At 69.6% G+C, this 18,342-nt stretch carries 19 protein-coding genes; 8 read left to right on the top strand and 11 right to left on the bottom strand.

Annotation, left to right across the window (positions count from 1 at the left end; genetic code table 11):
• Positions 1-15 precede the first annotated feature (15 nt).
• Positions 16-1,566, bottom strand: a complete 1,551-nt coding sequence (gene hutH / locus E3T42_RS12435) for a histidine ammonia-lyase (protein WP_134367832.1) — start codon at positions 1,564-1,566, stop codon at positions 16-18.
• Between the two features lie 94 nt (positions 1,567-1,660).
• Here hutH and E3T42_RS12430 point away from each other — a divergent pair, with 94 nt between their 5' ends.
• The 3 genes from E3T42_RS12430 to E3T42_RS12420 all read left to right on the top strand — a co-directional run bounded on the left by E3T42_RS12430 (position 1,661) and on the right by E3T42_RS12420 (position 3,612).
• Positions 1,661-2,437, top strand: coding sequence for an IclR family transcriptional regulator (locus E3T42_RS12430; RefSeq protein WP_134367833.1), 777 nt, complete (start codon positions 1,661-1,663; stop codon positions 2,435-2,437).
• A gap of 96 nt (positions 2,438-2,533) precedes the next feature.
• Positions 2,534-3,304, top strand: coding sequence for an AzlC family ABC transporter permease (locus E3T42_RS12425; protein WP_134367835.1), 771 nt, complete (start codon positions 2,534-2,536; stop codon positions 3,302-3,304).
• Positions 3,301-3,612, top strand: a complete 312-nt coding sequence (locus E3T42_RS12420; RefSeq protein ID WP_134367837.1) for an AzlD domain-containing protein — start codon at positions 3,301-3,303, stop codon at positions 3,610-3,612. Before E3T42_RS12425 ends, E3T42_RS12420 begins: the two co-directional genes overlap by 4 nt.
• A gap of 25 nt (positions 3,613-3,637) precedes the next feature.
• Here the strand turns inward: E3T42_RS12420 and E3T42_RS12415 are convergent, their stop codons facing one another.
• From E3T42_RS12415 to E3T42_RS12405, 3 genes are all read right to left on the bottom strand, one after another.
• On the bottom strand, positions 3,638-4,717 hold the full coding sequence (locus tag E3T42_RS12415; RefSeq protein WP_134403089.1) for an alpha/beta hydrolase: 1,080 nt from the start codon (positions 4,715-4,717) through the stop codon (positions 3,638-3,640).
• Between the two features lie 90 nt (positions 4,718-4,807).
• Positions 4,808-5,968 carry an aromatic acid exporter family protein gene (locus E3T42_RS12410; protein WP_241976114.1) on the bottom strand — a complete coding sequence of 387 codons (1,161 nt, stop codon included), beginning with the start codon at positions 5,966-5,968 and terminating at the stop codon, positions 4,808-4,810.
• Entirely contained in the window at positions 5,965-6,441 is a 477-nt protein-coding gene (locus E3T42_RS12405; protein ID WP_134403088.1) for a GNAT family N-acetyltransferase, read from the bottom strand. Before E3T42_RS12405 ends, E3T42_RS12410 begins: the two co-directional genes overlap by 4 nt.
• 261 nt (positions 6,442-6,702) lie before the next feature.
• On the opposite strand from E3T42_RS12405, the gene E3T42_RS12400 reads away from it, so the two are divergent.
• Positions 6,703-8,820 (top strand): DEAD/DEAH box helicase, encoded by a 2,118-nt coding sequence (locus tag E3T42_RS12400; RefSeq protein ID WP_134367843.1) that lies wholly within the window; start codon positions 6,703-6,705, stop codon positions 8,818-8,820.
• A 98-nt stretch (positions 8,821-8,918) separates the two neighbouring features.
• Here E3T42_RS12400 and E3T42_RS12395 read toward each other — a convergent pair whose 3' ends face one another.
• The 7 genes from E3T42_RS12395 to paaI form a co-directional block, all read right to left on the bottom strand.
• Complete coding sequence (locus E3T42_RS12395) at positions 8,919-11,672, bottom strand: HAD-IC family P-type ATPase (protein ID WP_134367845.1); 2,754 nt, start codon at positions 11,670-11,672, stop codon at positions 8,919-8,921.
• A 9-nt stretch (positions 11,673-11,681) separates the two neighbouring features.
• The gene (locus tag E3T42_RS12390) at positions 11,682-12,194 is read right to left on the bottom strand and encodes a universal stress protein (protein ID WP_134367847.1); all 513 of its coding nucleotides are present in this window, start codon (positions 12,192-12,194) and stop codon (positions 11,682-11,684) included.
• Positions 12,195-12,266: 72 nt separating this feature from the next.
• Positions 12,267-12,611, bottom strand: coding sequence for a helix-turn-helix domain-containing protein (locus tag E3T42_RS12385; RefSeq protein WP_134367849.1), 345 nt, complete (start codon positions 12,609-12,611; stop codon positions 12,267-12,269).
• 61 nt (positions 12,612-12,672) lie between these two features.
• Entirely contained in the window at positions 12,673-13,029 is a 357-nt protein-coding gene (locus E3T42_RS12380; protein ID WP_134367904.1) for a hotdog fold thioesterase, read from the bottom strand.
• Positions 13,030-13,089: 60 nt separating this feature from the next.
• Positions 13,090-13,698, bottom strand: coding sequence for a TetR/AcrR family transcriptional regulator (locus tag E3T42_RS12375; protein WP_134367851.1), 609 nt, complete (start codon positions 13,696-13,698; stop codon positions 13,090-13,092).
• Positions 13,699-13,794: 96 nt separating this feature from the next.
• Positions 13,795-15,105, bottom strand: a complete 1,311-nt coding sequence (paaK, locus tag E3T42_RS12370) for a phenylacetate--CoA ligase PaaK (protein WP_134367906.1) — start codon at positions 15,103-15,105, stop codon at positions 13,795-13,797.
• Between the two features lie 31 nt (positions 15,106-15,136).
• Entirely contained in the window at positions 15,137-15,565 is a 429-nt protein-coding gene (gene paaI, locus E3T42_RS12365; RefSeq protein WP_198416047.1) for a hydroxyphenylacetyl-CoA thioesterase PaaI, read from the bottom strand.
• 138 nt (positions 15,566-15,703) lie between these two features.
• Between paaI and paaA the strand changes: the two genes are divergently transcribed.
• Genes paaA through paaD form a run of 4 tightly spaced genes read left to right on the top strand, consistent with a single transcriptional unit; the run spans position 15,704 to position 18,340 of the window.
• Positions 15,704-16,687, top strand: coding sequence for a 1,2-phenylacetyl-CoA epoxidase subunit PaaA (gene paaA, locus E3T42_RS12360; protein ID WP_134403087.1), 984 nt, complete (start codon positions 15,704-15,706; stop codon positions 16,685-16,687).
• Entirely contained in the window at positions 16,687-16,992 is a 306-nt protein-coding gene (paaB, locus tag E3T42_RS12355; protein ID WP_104102564.1) for a 1,2-phenylacetyl-CoA epoxidase subunit PaaB, read from the top strand. The genes paaA and paaB overlap by 1 nt, the downstream gene beginning before the upstream one ends.
• Positions 16,989-17,819 (top strand): 1,2-phenylacetyl-CoA epoxidase subunit PaaC, encoded by an 831-nt coding sequence (gene paaC, locus E3T42_RS12350; protein ID WP_134403086.1) that lies wholly within the window; start codon positions 16,989-16,991, stop codon positions 17,817-17,819. Before paaB ends, paaC begins: the two co-directional genes overlap by 4 nt.
• A complete protein-coding gene (gene paaD / locus E3T42_RS12345) occupies positions 17,813-18,340 on the top strand; it encodes a 1,2-phenylacetyl-CoA epoxidase subunit PaaD (protein ID WP_134367856.1) in 528 nt (175 codons plus the stop codon). The genes paaC and paaD overlap by 7 nt, the downstream gene beginning before the upstream one ends.
• The last annotated feature ends 2 nt before the right edge of the window (positions 18,341-18,342 follow it).

Below are 18,342 nucleotides of genomic sequence, written 5' to 3'. Positions count from 1 at the left end.
GGGGGGGGGGGGGATCTAGGCGAGGGGGCCCGTCACGGAGGCAGCGGCATCCCGCACCGCGCCCGTCGCGACCAGGGCGACGACGGCCTCGATCTCGGGGGAGAGGAACCGGTCGTGACCCGGGCCGTCGGCCACGGTGCGCACCAGGCCCCGCACCGCACCGGTGGCGGGCCCGGGAACGAGCGGCGAACGCAGGTCGAGCGAGCGCGCGGCGGTCATGATCTCGATCGCCAGCACCCGGCCGAGGCCGTCGATCGAATGCCGCAGCTTGCGGGCCGCCGCCCAGCCCATCGACACGTGGTCCTCCTGCATCGCCGACGAGGGGATCGAGTCGACGGATGCCGGCGCCGCCAGCCGCTTGAGCTCCGACACGATCCCGGCGGCCGTGTACTGCGCGATCATCAGGCCCGAGTCGACGCCGACCTCGTGCGCCAGGAACGGAGGCAGTCCCTTGTTGCGGGAGGCATCGAGGTGCCGGTCGGTGCGCCGCTCGCTCATGCTCGCGACATCCGCCGCAGCGATGGCGAGGAAGTCGAGCACGTAGCCGACGGGGGCGCCGTGGAAGTTGCCGTTGGACTGCACCCGGCCGTCCAGCGTGACGACGGGGTTGTCCACGGCGCTGGCCAGTTCGCGGCCGGCGATCAGGGCGGCGTGGTCCAGGGTGTCCCGGGCGGCGCCGTGCACCTGCGGGGCGCAGCGCAGCGAGTACGCGTCCTGCACCGTGGGATCGTCCGGGCCGGCGTGGCTCTGCAGCAGCGGGGAACCGGCCAGCAGGACCCGCAGGTTGGCCGCGCTGACCGCCTGGCCGAGCTGGGGCCGCAGGGCCTGCAGATCGGCGGCGAAGGTGGCATCCGTGCCGAGGAGGGCCTCGACGCTCATCGCCGCGGCGATGTCGGCGGTCGTGAGCAGGCGGGAGAGGTCGGCGAGGGCGAGCACCAGCATCCCGAGCATGCCGTCGGTGCCGTTGATCAGGGCGAGGCCCTCCTTTTCGGCCAGCACGACCGGGCTGATCCCGGCGGCGGCCAGGGCCTCGGCGCCGCCCCGCAGGGTGCCGCTCGCATCGCGCACCCGGCCTTCGCCCATCAGGGTGAGCGCGCAGTGTGCGAGCGGGGCGAGGTCACCGGAGCAGCCGAGCGAACCGTATTCGTGCACGACCGGGGTGATGCCCGCGTTGAGCAGCGCCGCGTAGGTCTCGGCGACGACCGGTCGCACGCCGGTGCGTCCGGTCATCAGGGTCGAGAGCCGCAGTAGCATCAGCGCGCGCACCACCTCCCGCTCGACCTCGGGGCCGCTGCCGGCCGCGTGCGAGCGCACCAGGCTGGCCTGCAGCTGGGCGCGGCGGTCGCTCTCGATGTAGGTCGTCGCGAGCGCGCCGAAGCCGGTCGAGATCCCGTAGTGCGGGCTCGTGTCGCTGGCCAGGCCCTCGATGATGCGGCGGGTCGCGGCGACGCCGTCGAGTGCTGCCGGCGCCAGCACGACGCGGGCGTCCTGGCGTGCCACGGCGATGACGTCGGTGAAGTCGATCGGGCCGGTGCCCACGGTGACGGATGCGGTGGCGAGGTTCATACTCCGATTCGACACCAGCCCGGCCGCCGGCACCACGGGTTTACACTCGGATGTGTCCGGTATCCCGGACAGTTGACGAGGGCGGATGTGACTCATGAACAGGGCGAAGGTTCCGGCGGCGGATGGCGCGCTGCGCATCCTCTCGCATCTGGCGATGCAGCGCGGGCCGGTGCCGGCCTCCGCCATCGCCACGGCCCTGGGCCTGCCGCGGTCGAGCGTCTACGACCTGCTGGCGGCGCTCGCCGACCAGGGTTTCGTCGTGCACCTGCCCGAGGAACGGCGCTACGGGCTCGGGGTGGCGGCGTTCGAGCTGAGCTCCGGCTTCGCGCGCCAGCAGCCGCTGTCGCACCTCGGTCGCCCGCTGATCGCGCAGCTCGTCGACCGGCTCGGCGAGAGCGCCCACCTCGTGGTGCTGCATGGCCGCGACGTGATCTACCTGATCGAGGAGCGCGCGCCGCGCCGGCCGTCGCTGGTGACGGATGTCGGCGTGCGCCTGCCGAGCCACCTCACCGCGAGCGGGCGCGCCCTCCTCGCGGCGCTGCCGGCCGCCCAGTTGCGGGCGCTGTACCCCAATGCGGCGGCGTTCGCGTCCCGCGACGGGCAGGGCCCGCGCACCTCCGGTGAGCTGCGGCGGCTGCTCGAGCGGGTGCGGGCCGACGGGTTCGCGCAGGAGGACGGCGAGATCACGGCGGGGATGGCATCCGTCGCCGTGGCCGTGCGGGACCACGCGGGCTGGCCGGCCGCGGGCATCGCGCTCACGTTCCCGCGGGAGCGCATCGCGCCGTCCGAGTGGCCGGGGCTCGCCGCCGAGCTGGCGGGCACGGCGGCGGAACTCTCCCGGCGCATCCGCGGCCGGCACCCCGGCGCCTGATCGGCCTGCGTACCGACAGCGGCCTGCGCACCAATAGCCCTGCGGACCAATAGCCCTGCGGACCAATAGCGGCCCGCGCACCAATAGCATTGAGCGGTGCCGACCACTCTCCGCCAGTCCCCCGGGGCCAGGGTCGGTTTGTCGATCGCGGTGGCGACCGGACTCTACGGCATCTCGTTCGGTGCCCTGTCCGTGGCGTCCGGACTCACGCTCTGGCAGACGTCGGCGCTGAGCCTGTTGCTCTTCTCCGGGGGTTCCCAGTTCGCGTTCATCGGTGTGATCGCGGGCGCCGGCACCCCCGTGGCCGCCGCCGGAGCGGCCGCCCTGCTTGGCATCCGGAACGCGGTCTACGGCATGCAGCTGAACGCGCTGCTGCACCCCCGCGGCTGGCGCCGCCTGGCCGCCGCCCACGTCACCATCGACGAATCGCTCGCCACGAGCACCGGGCAGTCCGACCCGGTCGAGCAGAAGCGCGGATTCTGGGTGGCCGGAGTCGGCATCTTCGTGTTGTGGAACGCGTTCACACTGGTCGGGGCGCTCGCCGGCGACGCGCTCGGAGACCCGAAGCAGTGGGGACTCGACGGCGCCGCGGTGGCCGCGTTCCTCGGGTTGCTCTGGCCCCGGCTCCGGTCGCGGGAGGCCGGCGCGATCGCGGTGGTCTGCGCGCTGGCGACCGTGCTCGCCGTGCCGGTCGTGCCGCCGGGCGTGCCCATCCTCGTGGCGGCCGTCGTCGCCGGCGCCATCGGCTGGTTCGGCTTCCGGCGCGGTCCGGAGGGTGAGGGGCTGGAGCCCGACATCGACCCGTATCCCGCTCCCCGCCCCCAGACTGACCGGCCGGGCGAGCCCGGGACGGGAGCCGTTTCGTGACCCTGTGGCTCTGGATCCTGGTCGCCTGCGCGGTGGGTTTCCTCACGAAACTGCTCGGTTATCTCGTGCCGCGCCGGTGGCTCACGAATCCCCGGGTCGCCCGCGTGGCCGGCACCCTGACGATCGGCCTGCTGGCGTCCCTGACGGTCGCGAACACGGTCGCGACCGGCCAGGAACTCGTGCTCGACGCCCGGATCGGGGCCCTCGCGGCCGCGGCCGTCGCCCTCTGGCTGCGGGCGCCGTTCCTGGTGGTGGTGGTCGTGGGCGCGGCCGCGGCAGCCGGCCTGCGCCTCCTCGGCTGGAGCTAGTCGCGCGGGGCCGGTCGCCCTGGAACTAATCGTCCAGGGCCGCGTGCAGGAACGCCGAGACCTTCGCGCGCATGGCCTCGTCGAGGATGCCGATCGAGTGGTAGCTTCCCGGCACGGTCACCAGTTCGTGCGGGATTCCCTGGCTCTCGAGCGCGTCCGCGTACCCGGTGGACTGGCTCAGCGGGATGAACTCGTCCATTGACGCCCCGATGAAGACGGGCGGGTCGCTCGGGTCGAGCTTGTTGGCTACGGACGCGGCCTCGGCGGCGGAGCAGTCGGTCGGCGCCGCACAGCCCAGGTAACGCTGCACGAGCCGCTGCAGCCCGAACGGGGCGCCGCCGGTCACGAGCCCCTGATAGCTGAGATCGACCGGTGCGGTCAGTTCGGCGACCGCGGCCACCCGCGACCCCTCGGTCAGCGGCCCGGAGCCCCGGGCACCGAGGAGGGCGGCAAGGTTGCCGCCCGCGGAACCGCCGAAGGCGCCGATCCGATCCGGGTCGATGCCGTTGCGCAGGGCGTGGTCGGGCTGGCGCATCCACTCCACGGCCAGGCCCAGGTCATCGATCGCGGCGGGGAACAGGGCATCCGGAACCAGGCGGTAATTCACCGAGTAGGCCACGAATCCCTCGCTCGCGAGCCAGGTGCAAACCGCCCGCCAGTCGCTGTTGCCCTTGTCCCCGTGGTTCCAGCTGCCGCCATGGACCGAGAGAACGGCGGGGCGCCGCGCAGACGCGGGGCCGGCCGCCGCCTCGGTCGCCGCCGCATCCGTGGCCGTCGGCGCCGGGGACGCCGTTGCCTCCGGTGCGGCCTCGGCGGGGGAACAGACGTCGAGGGTGAGCTGGGCGCCGTCCGCCCGGGTGCCGTACAGGACATCCGTGTCGACCGTCACGCCTTCGGGTGGGGCGATGGTCCGGATGCCGATGATCTCCGTCGTCACGAGTTCACTGTCGGCGGCGCCCGGCTCGTCCGGCGTCACGTCGTGCGGTGCGGGGCGGAGCCCGGCCAGCAGGGTCGTCGCGGTGAGTGCGACGGCCGCTGCGCCGAGGATCGCCGTGATGCGGACGCGGCGTGAACCGAATCGGGTGAGGCGGGGGCCGATGATCACGGATGCTCCGAGCTGCGGGTAGGTGTCTCGAGGATAGATCGTGCCCGGCCTCGCACCGAATCCCGTTCCCGGGTCGGCTCCCGCGAACGCTCAGCGTGGCGGCGCGGCATCCGGGGTAGGCGCGGTCTCCTCCGCCTCCTCCGGCCGGAGGGCCGCGAGGATCCGGGTGATGCTGATCGAGATGGTCGACGCGACGGCCATGGACGTCGCCGGAGCCGAGGCCTTCCGTTCGTCCAGTTCCGTCATCAAATTCTGGAGGGCGGCCTCTGCTTCTGTGAATGCGGCCGTCGCGCCCTCGTCCGGGTCCCAGTCCCGCAGCACCGCGGCCACGGCGTGCAGCGCGCGGCTCAGCGCCGGCCGCAGTTCGGGCCGCAGCTCGAGCTGCACCGGTGTGCCCCAGACCGCCCCGGTGAGCACCTCGGTCAGGTCGCGCACATGGAACGTGACGGTCTCGAGCGCGGCCAGGTCGTCGTAGTCCGTGCGGAGATCCCGCCGGTGGAGGCGGGCGCGGGGGTTGCCCTTGCGGCTGTCGTCGGCGTGGCTCACCGCCGCCCGCACGGCGCGGCCGACCGCCACGAGCTCCTGGCTGCGGGAGGCCCAACCGTCCTTTTCGGGTGGCCAGCTGTCGGCGAGCGCGTCGGCGACCTCCGACAGGTGCTCGGCGAGGGTTCGACGGAAGAGGGCCAGCTGGTGACCGACGGCTTCGAAGGCGAGCGGCGGGAAGAAGAGCAGGTTCACGGCGAGGCCGACCAGGATTCCCAGCGTCATCTGCTCGAGGTAGCCGATGGAGTAGCCGTCGGCATTCGGCCCGCCGACGATCAGCACGAACAGGGCGGTGACCGGGATGTACTCGCGGTTGGCGCCGAACCAGCCGGAGGCCGCGATGACGGCGCCCACGCCGACCGCGAGGGAGATGGTGAACACGTTGGGTTCGCTGAGAACGATGACGGCCCCGGCGAGCAGGATTCCGACGGCCAGGCCGCCCAGGGTCTGCAGGGCGTTCCGCACGGAGCTCATCAGCGTCGGGTACATGCTCACGAGCGCACCCAGAGGCGCGTAGTAGGGGTAGTCGTCGGCCACGCCGGGCAGGAGCGGCGCGATCGACCAGGCGATCGCGACGGCGACGGCGGCCTTGAGGGCCTGCACGATCCGCGGGCTGGTGGCCGTCGTCCCCATCCAGAAGAACGACTTCCGTGCCATCGGGGCGCTGCCCGTTGCCGCCCGGGTCAGGGTGCCCCTTGCCCGCTTCACAGCGACCCCTCCGCCAGGGCCTTGGCGAAGCAGACGCTGAACTCCTCGCCGATGTACTGGCCGAACCGGGGAATCTCACGGTAACCGGCCGTGCGGTAGAACGCGAGCGCCGCGGCACTGTCCGGCCCCGTCTCCAGAACGATTTCACGGATGCCGCCGGCCAGCGCATCCGTTTCGATCCGGTCGAGCAGGCGGCCGGCGATGCCCTGGCCGCGGGCCTCCGGGTGCACGAACATGCGCTTGAGCTCCGCCGTCGCAGCGTCATCTGCGGCCACCAGGGCGGCAATGCCGAGGGCGCGGCCGTCGTCATCCCTGGCCGTGTAGAAACGCACGCCGGGCTGCTCGAGTTCGTCGGCGCTCAGCAGAAAGTTGCTTTCGGGCGGGTAGAGGGACTGGGCGAAGTCGGCGCTCAGCCGCAGCAGGGCGGCGATCTCGGCCGGACGCGGAGACTCGATGGCGATGGTCATCAGCATCAAATAAGCGTAGACGCTGCAGACCGGCCGTGACATTTCGGCGTCAATCAGGTAACGTAGGCAGGTCGGCTCTTGACACCGTGTTTGTTTTTGTGTGCGCGGATGGGTTTGTAAGTCAGGATGGGCCGGTTTCCCAGTAATCCGCTGGTGAAAAATCACTGTATGTGAACGGCCCCGGCCATAGACTGCCCGGGTTCTCAGGTTGCGTCGCGTGTGCGTCGTTGTTCTGCCATGTACTCAACACAACCCAGGAATGTCTCCATGCCTAAAAATTTTGATCCGAAGTACGCCGCCAAGGGCGGACCGTCCAAGGGCGGCAGCAAGAGCCCCGGACACCGCGGCCACCACGCCGACGATGGTGCGCCCAAGAAGGCCCGCTGGAACGCCGGCGAACGCGCCGACCGTGCCGCCGGCCGCCCTGCCGGCAACGACCGCCCTGCCTACGGCCAGCGTCCCGATCGTCCCGCCTACGGCGACCGCCCGAACCGCAGCGATCGCCCCTCCACCGGTGGCGCCCCGCGCGGCGACCGCCCCTCGTACAACAGCGACCGTCCCCGTAACGACCGTCCCTCCTACAACAGCGATCGTCCGGCCTACGGGGACCGCGCTCCGCGCACGGATCGTCCGGCCTACAACAACGACCGTCCCCGTACGGATCGTCCGGCCTACAACAACGACCGTCCCCGTACGGATCGTCCGGCGTACAACAACGACCGCCCGCGCACGGATCGTCCGGCGTACAACAACGACCGCCCGTCGTACGGCGACCGTCCGGCCCGCTCCGATCGTCCGGCCTACGGTGACCGCGCCCCGCGCACGGATCGTCCGGCGTACAACAACGACCGTCCCCGCACGGATCGTCCGGCCTACAACAACGACCGTCCGCGCACGGATCGTCCGGCGTACAACAACGACCGCCCTGCTCGCTCTGATCGTCCGTCCTACGGTGACCGTCCCGCCCGCACGGACCGTCCCGCGTACAACAACGACCGCCCGGCTCGCACCGAGCGTCCGTCCTACGGCGACCGTCCCGCCCGCATGGATCGTCCGGCGTACAACAACGACCGCCCGGCACGCAACGAGCGTTCACACTCCGAGGGCGGCCACTCCAGCAACTTCTACCCGGACCGCGACTCCAAGCCGCACTTCGCCGCCGGCGACGACGTGGTGCTCGAGCGTCTGGAAGCCATCGCGACGACGGCTGCCGAAGTCGTCGGTGTGACCTTCGGCGACCTGGGGCTCGGCGAGAACATCGTTCGCGAGCTCGCCACCCTCGGCGCCTCGGCCCCGTTCCCGATCCAGGCCGCGACCATCCCGGATGTGCTCGCCGGCCGCGACGTGCTCGGCCGCGGCAAGACCGGCTCCGGCAAGACCATCGCCTTCGGCGCTCCCCTCGTGGAGAAGCTGCTGGAGAACAACGGCGCCAAGGACCGCAAGATGGCCCGCAAGCCCCGCGCGCTCATCCTGGCCCCGACCCGTGAGCTGGCCCTGCAGATCGACCGCACCATCCAGCCCATCGCCCGCAGCGTCGGCCTCTTCACCACCCAGATCTACGGCGGGGTCCCGCAGTACCGTCAGGTCAGCGCCCTCCAGCGCGGCGTGGACATCATCATCGGCACCGCCGGCCGCATCGAAGACCTGATCGAGCAGGGTCGTCTCGACCTGTCCGAGGTTGTCGTCACCGTCCTCGACGAGGCCGACTACATGTGCGACCTGGGCTTCCTCGAGCCGGTTCAGCGCATCCTGCGCCTGACCAAGAAGGGCGGCCAGAAGCTGCTCTTCTCCGCCACCCTCGACAAGGGCGTCGCCCAGCTGGTCAAGGAATTCCTGACCAACCCGGCCGTGCACGAGGTCGCCGGTGAAGACCAGGCCTCCTCCACGATCGACCACCGCGTGCTCATGATCGAGCACCGTGACAAGAGCGCCATCATCGGCCAGCTCGTCGACCGTCAGGGCAAGACGCTGATCTTCTCGCGCACCCGCGCCTACGCCGAGCAGCTCGCCGAGCAGCTCGAAGACGCCGGCGTGAAGGCGACCAGCCTGCACGGCGACCTGAACCAGGCCCGCCGCACTCGTAACCTGCAGATGCTGACCAGCGGACGCGTGAACGTGCTGGTGGCAACGGATGTCGCGGCCCGCGGCATCCACGTCGACGACATCGATCTGGTCATCCAGGCCGACGCTCCCGACGAGTACAAGACGTACCTGCACCGCGCGGGCCGTACCGGCCGCGCCGGCAAGTCCGGCACCGTCGTGACGCTGATCCCGAAGCAGCGTCGCCGCCGCATGGACGACCTGCTCGACCGGGCCGAGATCGAGGCCAGCTTCACCAGCGCGACCCCGGGCGACTCCGCGGTTCGCGACCTCGCGGGCATCTAACCCGAGCAGCACCCGGCAGTACCGCACAGCAGCACCTGAAGAAGGGGCACCCGCCGTCACGGTGGGTGCCCCTCCGCGCGTTCCGGGGCAGGAAAGCCTCAGCGGCGAGCCGCCCGACGACCGGTTGCCCGCACGATGGCCTTCCGGATCTCCTCGATCCATAGCACCGACGACCCGACCAGTACGCAGAGGCCCCACTGGGTCGGCGTGAGGGCGGTGGTGTCGAAGAGCGCCTGGAGCACGTCGATCTGCACCACGAGGATCTGCAGGACTATCACCGCGGTGAGTGCCAGCCAGATGCTGCGGTTGGTGAACGTCTGAAGTGAGAAGACGGAGTGGGTGTCCGAGCGCACGTTGAGCAGGTTGAAGACCTGGTAGAAGACGAAGGTGGTGAACGCAAGGGTTGTGGCGAAGGCTGGGTTCCCAGCACTTTCCGGGAACAGCGGGGACGCCTGAGTCAACACGGTCAGGGTGCCCGCGGCCATGACGAGGCCGAGCCCGAGAATGCGCAGCATCCGGTCCCGAGTGATCAGGGGTTCGTCCGACGGGCGCGGAGGCCGGCTCATCGTGCCGGGTTCGGCCGGATCCAGGCCGAGCGCCAGTGCGGGTGGGCCGTCCATGATGATGTTGACCCAGAGGATCTGCAGCGCAGTGAACGGCGCACCAGCGGCCCAGCCGGTGACGCCCGCGATCAGGAAGATGAGCACGAATCCCCACGCGGTGGTCAGCTGGAACCGGACGAACTTCAGGATGTTGGCGTAGATTCCGCGTCCCTCCCGCACCGCGGAGACGATCGTGGAGAAGTTGTCGTCGGTGAGGATCATGTTTGCGGCGCCTTTGGAGACATCCGTGCCGGTGATACCCATGGCGATGCCGATATCGGCCTGCTTCAGTGCCGGCGCGTCGTTGACGCCGTCCCCGGTCATGGCCACGACATCGCCGCCGGCCTGCAACGCCCTGACCACCCGGATCTTGTGGGCCGGGGTGACCCGCGCGAGAACCCCATAATCGGCGGCGTAGACGGCGAGCTCGTGGTCGTCGAGGTCGTCCAGCGTGGCACCGGCAGCAGCCTCGCCCGGCAGGCCCAGGTTGCGGGCGATGGCCGAGGCCGTCACCAGGTGGTCGCCCGTGATCATGTGCACGCGGATGCCGGCGCCGAGCGCCACCGAAATAGCCTCGGCCGCCTCAACCCGGGGTGGGTCGACGATTCCGACGATGGCGTAGAGGGTCAGCCCGGTGACCAACGAGCGACCGGAGTCCTCGCCCGGAACGGTGCCGGCGTCGAGGGTGCGTCCGGCGATCATGATGGTGCGAAGGCCGTCCCCGGCCAGCTCCTGGATGGTGTCGTGGATCCGTTGCCGCAGAGTGTCGTCCAGAGGGCGGAGGCCGTCGTCGGTGAGCACGGAGTCGGTCAGGGGCAGCAGGGCGCCCGGCGCGCCCTTGGCGAAGCAGCGGTGTCCGGGTTGCGGGAGTCCGCTCGTCGGCTCGGCCGGTCGGTGGAACGTGGCCATGAATTTGTAGTCGGAGTCGAAGGGCACTTCGGCCACCCGGGGGTGGGTCCGCCTCGCACCCGCGACGTCGATGCCGCCCTTCTCGGCCAGCACGGCCAGGGCCCCCTCGGTGGGGTCGCCGACCAGCACGCCGTCGTGCAGCACGGCGTCGTTGCACAGGGCCATGGTCAGGAACGCCTCCGTGAGGTCAGGCATTGGGGCGTCGTCGGCGGTGAGGATCCTGCCATCGGTGGAGTAGCCCTCGCCGGTGATGCGGAAATCGCGGCCATGGGTGTGCAGCCGGCGGGCCGTCATCTCGTTCATGGTCAGCGTGCCGGTCTTGTCGGTGGCGATGTGGCTGACGCTGCCGAGCGTTTCCACCGCCGAGAGCTGCTTGATGATCGCGCCCTGGGCGGCCAGTCGCGAGGCACCCATCGCCAGGGTGAACGCGACGACCGCGGTGAGACCCTCGGGAATGGTCGCAACGGCCAGCGAGACGGCGGTGATCAGGAGTTCGGTCCAGGACTCCCCGCGCAGCAGGCCCAGCACGAAGACGATCGCCACCACGACCAGCGCCGCGATTGTGAGCAGCTGGGCCAGCTGGTCGATCCTCCGCTGCAAAGGCGTTTTGTCGTTCTTCACCTCGTTCAGCAGCACCGCTATGCCGCCGACGGCCGTGCCCATGCCGGTGTCGGTGACCACCATGGTGGCCCGGCCGCGGGTGACCAAGGTGTTCATGAAGAGCATGTTGGTGCGGTCGGCGAGCGGCAGTCCGGCATTGTCCAGCGCGGGTATGGTTTTGCCGACCGGTTCGGATTCCCCGGTCAGGGCAGCCTCCGCCACCTGGAGGCCGGCAACGTCGATGACCCGGCCGTCCGCCGGAACGGAGTCGCCGGCGTCGAGGAGCACAATGTCGCCCGGCACCAGCTCGGAGAACTGCACCTCGAGTTCGGTGCCGCCCCGGCGAACGACGGCCCTGCCTTCCGATAGCTTTTGCAGCGCCTGGAGGCTGCTCTCAGCCCGTCGCTCCTGCACATAATTGAGGACGGTGTTCAGGATGATCACGGCCAGGATCACGATTGGCGTTTCCAGCTCCCGCGAGACGACGGCGCTGACGACCGCGGCTACCAAGAGCACGATGGTCATCTTCTCGGCCAGAAGGCGCACGATCTTGCGCCAGGTCGGCACGCGCTTCGGCTTACGAAGCAGGTTCGGTCCGTAACGCCGCCGGCGGTCATCGACGGCGGAGGCGGCAAGCCCGGTGCGGGCGTCGACGTCCTGGGCCGTGGTGGTTTCAGCGGCCGAGAGAGTGTGCCAGGCGGCGTGCTCGGTTGCCTCCGCTGGGGACGAGGTGGCAGGCATCCGTTTGGGTCAGCCCGTCGCCGGCTTGCGCGTCACCAGCACCGGGCAGACCGAGAGTCGGGTGCACTGGTCGCTGACCGAGCCCAACAGAAGGCCGGCCAGGTTGCCGCGGCCGCGGGAACCGACCACGAGCATGCGCGCGTCCCGCGACACCTCGATCAGGCTTCGGGCCGGCCCCGCATGCACGGCCCGGTAGTCGACGCTCACGTGCGGGAAGGCGTGCACCATCGCTGCGGTGTCTTCGATCAGTGCTGCCCGAACCGCGTCGGAGTATTCGGCGAAGGACGATACGTAGCCGAACTCCCAGCTCGCGGGCCTGGGGGCGGTGTCGATTGACCAGGCGCGCACGATCACGATCGGGGCGTGCAGCTGGTCGGCGAGCCCGAAGGCCGTGCTGAGCGCGTGGTCCGCGAAGGTCGAGCCGTCGTGGCCGACGACGATGCTGTCGGGCGGTGCCGGCGGTTGCCTGGTGGCCGCGGCGGTTTCCGATCTGGCTGCTGGGGTGGTGCCTTCGGTGCTCACGGCGGACTCTCCGGACTAAGGTGACGAGTAAGGCAGAACGATCAGAACACTCCCAGATTAGTGAACTGCGGTTCAGGTGTCCAGTGTGGGGGGCGGGGTCGGCACCAGCACGGCGAGCAGCTCGTCGAGTTCGTGGCCGTCGGACACCGGATGCCGGAACGGTCGCCCGGTGGCGATCTGGTAGTTGTTGCGCCGCCCGATCCTGGTTCTGGTGATGTAACCGTCTGCCACGAGGTCGGCGATGATCTTCTGGGCGCCGCGCTCGGTGACGCCCACCCGGGAGGCCACCTCGCGCATCCGGCACTGCGGATCGCGCGCGATCGTGACGAGAACGTGCGCGTGGTTGGTCAGAAACGTCCAGCGGGCGTCGCTCCCGGGGGCAAGTCGGGGTTCCTGGTCAGGGTCCGATGCGTTCATCTAAGCGAGAGTAGTCCACCGGCGTCGCGCAGGTGTCGGCGGTCTCGAGCCCGTGGACGGACTACGGCCGCTCCGGCGCCTCGATGATCAGGTTGGTGATGCGGGCCGTGCAGAGGCGGCGGCCCTGGTCGTCGCTGATCACGATCTCGTGCGAGGCGATGGTGCGGCCGAGCCGGATGGCCGTGGCCACGCCGGTGACGATGCCCGACCGGGCCGCGAGGTGGTGCGTCGCGTTGATGTCGAGTCCCACGGCGCTGCGGCCGGGGCCGGCGTGGATCACGGCCGCCCACGAGCCGAGGGCCTCGGCGAAGGCGACGGATGCCCCGCCGTGCAGCAGCCCGAACGACTGCCGGTTGCCCTCCACCGGCATCGTCGCGACCACCCGTTCCGCGGACTGTTCGACGATGGTCACCCCCATCTTCTCGTCCAGTTCGCCGAGCGTGATCTTCCAGTTCTCGTTCACTTTTCCCACTTCCGTTCAGTTCCCGGCCGGCACGCGCAGCCCGTCGAGGGCCACCGCGAGCACGTCGTCGGCGAGCGTCTCGGCATCCTCCGGGCCTTCCGGCCGGTACCACTCCACGATCGAGTTGACCATGCCGAACAACAGGCGGGTCACGATTCGAGGGTCGATGTCGCTGCGCAGGGAGCCTTCGTCGCGAGCTTCCGTCACGAGCGCCGACACGGCCCGGTCGAAGGCGCGTCGTCGGGCCAGCGCGGTGCGTTCGACGACCGTGTTTCCGCGCACCCGAAGCAGCAGGGTCACGTAGGGCAGGCGGGAGGTCAGAACCTCGACGGCCCCGCGCAGCACCCAGGCCAGCCGGTCGATCGCCGGGCCGACCCGGGCGTTCTCGTCCCGCAGCACCCCTTCGAGCCCGTCGAGGGCCTCGTCGAGGGCCAGCTCCAGCACCTCCTCCTTCGAGGAGAAGTGGTGGTAGATCGCCGATTTCGACAGGAACAGCCGCGTCGCGAGCACGCCCATCGACGTCGCGTCGTAGCCGAACTCGTTGAACGCGGCGACCGCGACCTCGAGAATGGCGCGTTGGTCATAGCCGGGACGGCCGCGTTTGGTGACAGGTCGCTCAGACATTACCGAGAAGTCTCTCACGACCCGGCCCGCCCGCGTCGAGGCGCGGGCGAACCGGCGTCGAAACGCCCTTCCCGGGAAAAGCGCAGTACGGCCCGCTCAGCGCAGGTCGTAGACACGCTTGTGCTTGCCGGTGCTGCGCTCGAGGGTTCCGGGTTCGACGATCAGAACGCTCACGCTGGACCCGATCAGGTCCTTGATCCGGTGGATCAGCAGCGCGGCGGCGATGTCGGAGGATGCGTTGGTCGCGTGCTCGTGCCGTTCGATCCGCACGGTCAGCTCGTCCATTCGGTTCGGCCGGGTCAGTTCGATCACGAAGTGCGGGGAGAGGTGCTCGATGCCGAGCACGATCTCCTCGATCTGGGTCGGGAACAGGTTGACGCCGCGAAGGATGATCATGTCGTCGTTGCGGCCGGTGATCTTCTCCATCCGGCGCATGCCGGGGCGGGCGGAGCCGGGCAGCAGGCGGGTCAGGTCGCGGGTGCGGTAACGGATGACCGGGAAGGCCTCCTTGGTCAGCGACGTGAACACGAGCTCGCCCTGGGTCCCGTCCGGGAGCACCAGGCCGGAGTCGCCGTCGATGATCTCGGGCAGGAAGTTGTCCTCCCACAGGTGGGGGCCGTCCTTGGTCTCGATGCACTCGTTGCCGACGCCCGGGCCCATGACCTCGCTGAGGCCGTAGATGTCGAGGGCGTCGAAGTCGAGGCGGTCTTCGAGCTCGAGGCGCATCTGGTTGGTCCACGGCTCGGCGCCGAGCACGCCGGCCTTGAGGCTGGACGAGCGCGGGTCCATGCCGGCCGCGACCATGGCATCCGTGATGGTGAGGAGGTAGCTGGGGGTGGACATGATCACGTCGGGCTGGAAGTCCTGGATCATCTTGACCTGCTTGTTGGTCTGCCCGCCGGACATCGGGATCGTGGTGGCGCCGAGCGCCTCGATGCCCGCGTGCGCGCCGAGCCCGCCGGTGAACAGGCCGTAGCCGTAGGCGTTGTGCACGCGCATGCCGGGGCGCACGCCCGAGGCGCGGAGGCTCCGCGCCACCAGGCCGGCCCACATCTTGAGGTCGTTCTTGGTGTAGCCGACGACGGTCGGCAGCCCGGTGGTGCCGGAGGAGGTGTGGATGCGGGCGACCTGGTCCATCGGCACCGCGAACATGCCGAACGGGTAGGAGACGCGCAGGTCGTCCTTCGTGGTGAACGGCAGCAGCGACACGTCATCCAGGGTGCGGATGTCATCGGGGTGCACGCCGACCTCGTCGAACTTGCGGGTGTAGAGCGGCACGTTCTGGTACGCGAGGCGCACGGTCTTCTGCAGCCGGGTCAGCTGCAGCGCCTGCAGCTCGTCCCGGGACATGCGCTCTTCCAGGTCGAGTTCATCCTGGGCCGGAGCGTGCAAGCGGGTCTTGGTCATCGTTGACATGAGGCCTCCTGGTGGAAGTGAATTAGTGAGCGGCGGTGCCGGGGAGAGGAAAATTGGTGGTGCGGCTGCGGCCGCGGAATTCCGCGATCGGCACGTTGTGCTCGGTGGCGACCCGCACGTCGTAGAGGCCGGAGCGGCCGCTCTTGGTGCGCAGCACGGCGGTCGCGGTCAGGGTCTGCCCGACGGTGGTCGGCTTCAGGAAGGTGATGTCGGCGCCCGACGCGAGCGTCACGTGGTGGTCGTCGTTGCAGGCGATCGCGAACGCGGTGTCGGCCAAGGCGAAGACGATCCCGCCGTGGGTGACATCGAATCCGTTCATCATGTCGTCCCGCAGGAGCATGGACACGACGGCCCGGCCCGGCTCGGATGCGTGCACGACCATCCCGAGAGCGGCGGACGCCCGGTCGTTCATCATCATTGCCCCGTTGGAGGGAGGTGGAGCATCCGTCATGTGGTTCTCCTCATTGAGTTCCGTGTGAATTGAGTTCCGTGTGCCGCAACCGCAACACGTGGTTGTGGGGCTAGTAGGGAAACCATATACTAACTGAACGATCGGTTGGTAAAACTTCGCCAAGCCCAGGAGTCAAAGATGACAATCCCGCCAGTTCCCTACGCTATCGCCCCGGAGAGTACCGACGCGGTCTCCGCCGAGGAACAGCAGTTCAACGACCTGATTGCCGCCGATTCACGAATCGAGCCGCGCGATTGGATGCCGGAGGGCTATCGCAAGACCCTCATCCGGCAGATTTCCCAGCACGCGCACTCCGAGATCATCGGGATGCAGCCGGAAGGCAACTGGATCACCCGGGCGCCCAGCCTGAAGCGCAAGGCGATCCTGCTGGCCAAGGTGCAGGATGAGGCCGGTCACGGTCTCTACCTCTACTCCGCCGCGCAGACCCTCGGCATCAGCCGCGACCTGATGACCGAGCAGCTGATTGCCGGCAAGGCCCGCTACTCGTCGATCTTCAACTACCCGAGCCCCACCTGGGCCGACATGGGCTCGATCGGCTGGCTCGTCGACGGCGCCGCGATCTGCAACCAGGTGCCGCTGTGCCGGGCGTCCTACGGCCCGTACGGCCGCGCCATGGTGCGCATCTGCAAGGAAGAGTCCTTCCATCAGCGCCAGGGCTTCGAGATCCTGCTCGAGCTGATGAACGGAACGCCCGCCCAGCGCGAGATGGCCCAGGAATCGGTCAACCGCTGGTACTGGCCGGCCCTGCAGATGTTCGGACCGCCCGACGACGACTCGCCCAACTCGGCGCAGTCGATGGCCTGGAACATCAAGCGGTTCTCCAACGACGAACTGCGCCAGCGCTTCGTCGGAATGCTCGTGCCGCAGGCCGAGGTGCTCGGCGTCACGCTGCCGGACCCGGACCTGCGCTGGAACGAAGAAAAAGGTGTGTACGACATGGGTGAAATCGACTGGACCGAATTCCACGAGGTCCTCGCGGGCCGCGGGCCGGCGAATGCGCGGCGCCTCCAGCGCCGCCGCGACGCACACAACGAGGGCCAGTGGGTGCGTGAGGCTGCTGCCGCGTACGCCGCGAAGCAGGCCGTGAAGGCGGTCGCATAATGAGCGCTCCCGGTGCATCCGAGAAGGAGATCTGGCCCCTCTGGGAGGTTTTCGTGCGCTCCAGCCGCGGAATCAGCCACACCCACGTGGGCTCCCTGCACGCCCCCGACGCCACCCTCGCGGTGCGCAACGCCCGTGACCTCTACACCCGCCGCAACGAGGGTGTCTCGATCTGGGTCGTGCCCGCCGACGCGATCACCACGAGCGACCCGGATGCCAAGGGTGCGTTCTTCGAATCGCCCGCCGGCAAGAACTACCGCCACGCCAGCTACTACACGAAGAGTGAAGGGGTGAAGCACCTGTGAGCGACACCATCGAGCAGGACGCACGCGGCCACGTCGACGTCGATCAGGTCGAGCTCTCCGCCGAACTGGTCGAAGCGGCATCCGTCGCCTCGCACGACGTCGCAGAATACGCGCTCTGGCTGGGCGACGACTCCCTGGTTCTGGCCCAGAACCTGGGCTGGTGGATCTCCCGCGCCCCTGAACTGGAAGAGGACATCGCCCTCGGCAACATCGCCCTGGACCTGATCGGGCACGCCCGTTCGCTGCTGCACTACGCCGGCGCCGAATCGGACCGCACCGAGGACGACCTGGCCTACTGGCGCGACGAACCCCAGTGGCGCTCCGCGCACCTGTTCGAACAGCCCAACGGCGACTTCGCCCACACGATCGCCCGACAGTTCATCGCCGCGCACTACCTGTTCGAGCTGTACAGCGCTCTGATGGAGTCGACGGATGCGACGCTCGCCGCGATCGCCGCGAAGGCGGTCAAGGAGGTCGACTACCACCGCGACCACTCCATCCAATGGGTGCTGCGCCTCGCGCAGGGCACCGAGGAATCCCGCCGGCGCATGATCACGGGCCTCTCCGACCTGTGGCCGTTCGTCGAAGAGCTCTTCGTCGACGAGCCGCTGATCGACCGGCTCGAGGGCGTCGCCGTTCGACCGTCCACCCTGGAGGCCACGGTTCTGGCCGCCATGCTCCCCGTCCTCGCCGAAGCCGAGCTCGAGGTTCCCCGCGGCTTCATCTCCTCCGGGGGCGGCCGCCGCGGCGACCACTCCGAGAACCTCGGGCCGCTGCTCGCCGAGATGCAGGTGCTGGCCCGGGCGCACCCCGACGCGAAATGGTAGACGTGGCATCGATCGCCCGTCCGCGCCCGAGCGACGCGGCCTCGCAACGGGCCTGGGACATCGCCGCCGAGGTCTGCGACCCCGAGGTGCCCGTGCTCACGATCGAGGACCTCGGCGTGCTGCGGTCGGTCGCCGTGACCGCGGACGGCACCCACGTCATCCTGACGCCGACCTACAGCGGATGCCCGGCGATGGAAGCCATGCGCGACGACGTCACCACGGCGCTCACCGGCGCCGGCTATGACAACGTCACCGTGGAGCTCGTGCTCTCCCCGGCCTGGACCACCGACTGGATGAGCGAAGAGGGCAAGGCGAAGCTGGTCAGCTACGGCATCGCCGCTCCGACCGGTCACTCCGGCGTGCGCCCGACCGGCACCGTCCGGCTCCAGCTCGCGGTCAAGTGCCCGCGCTGCTCCTCACTGAATACGCGGGAACTCGCCCGCTTCGGTTCGACGTCGTGCAAGGCACTCTACGAGTGCCGCGACTGCCTCGAACCGTTCGACTACTTCAAGGTGTTGTAACC

This window comes from Cryobacterium sp. TMT4-10, assembly GCF_004403275.1.
Lineage (GTDB): Bacteria > Actinomycetota > Actinomycetes > Actinomycetales > Microbacteriaceae > Cryobacterium > Cryobacterium shii.
Note: the sequence above shows the minus strand (reverse complement) of the source record. Positions and strands in the feature narration are given on the sequence as shown.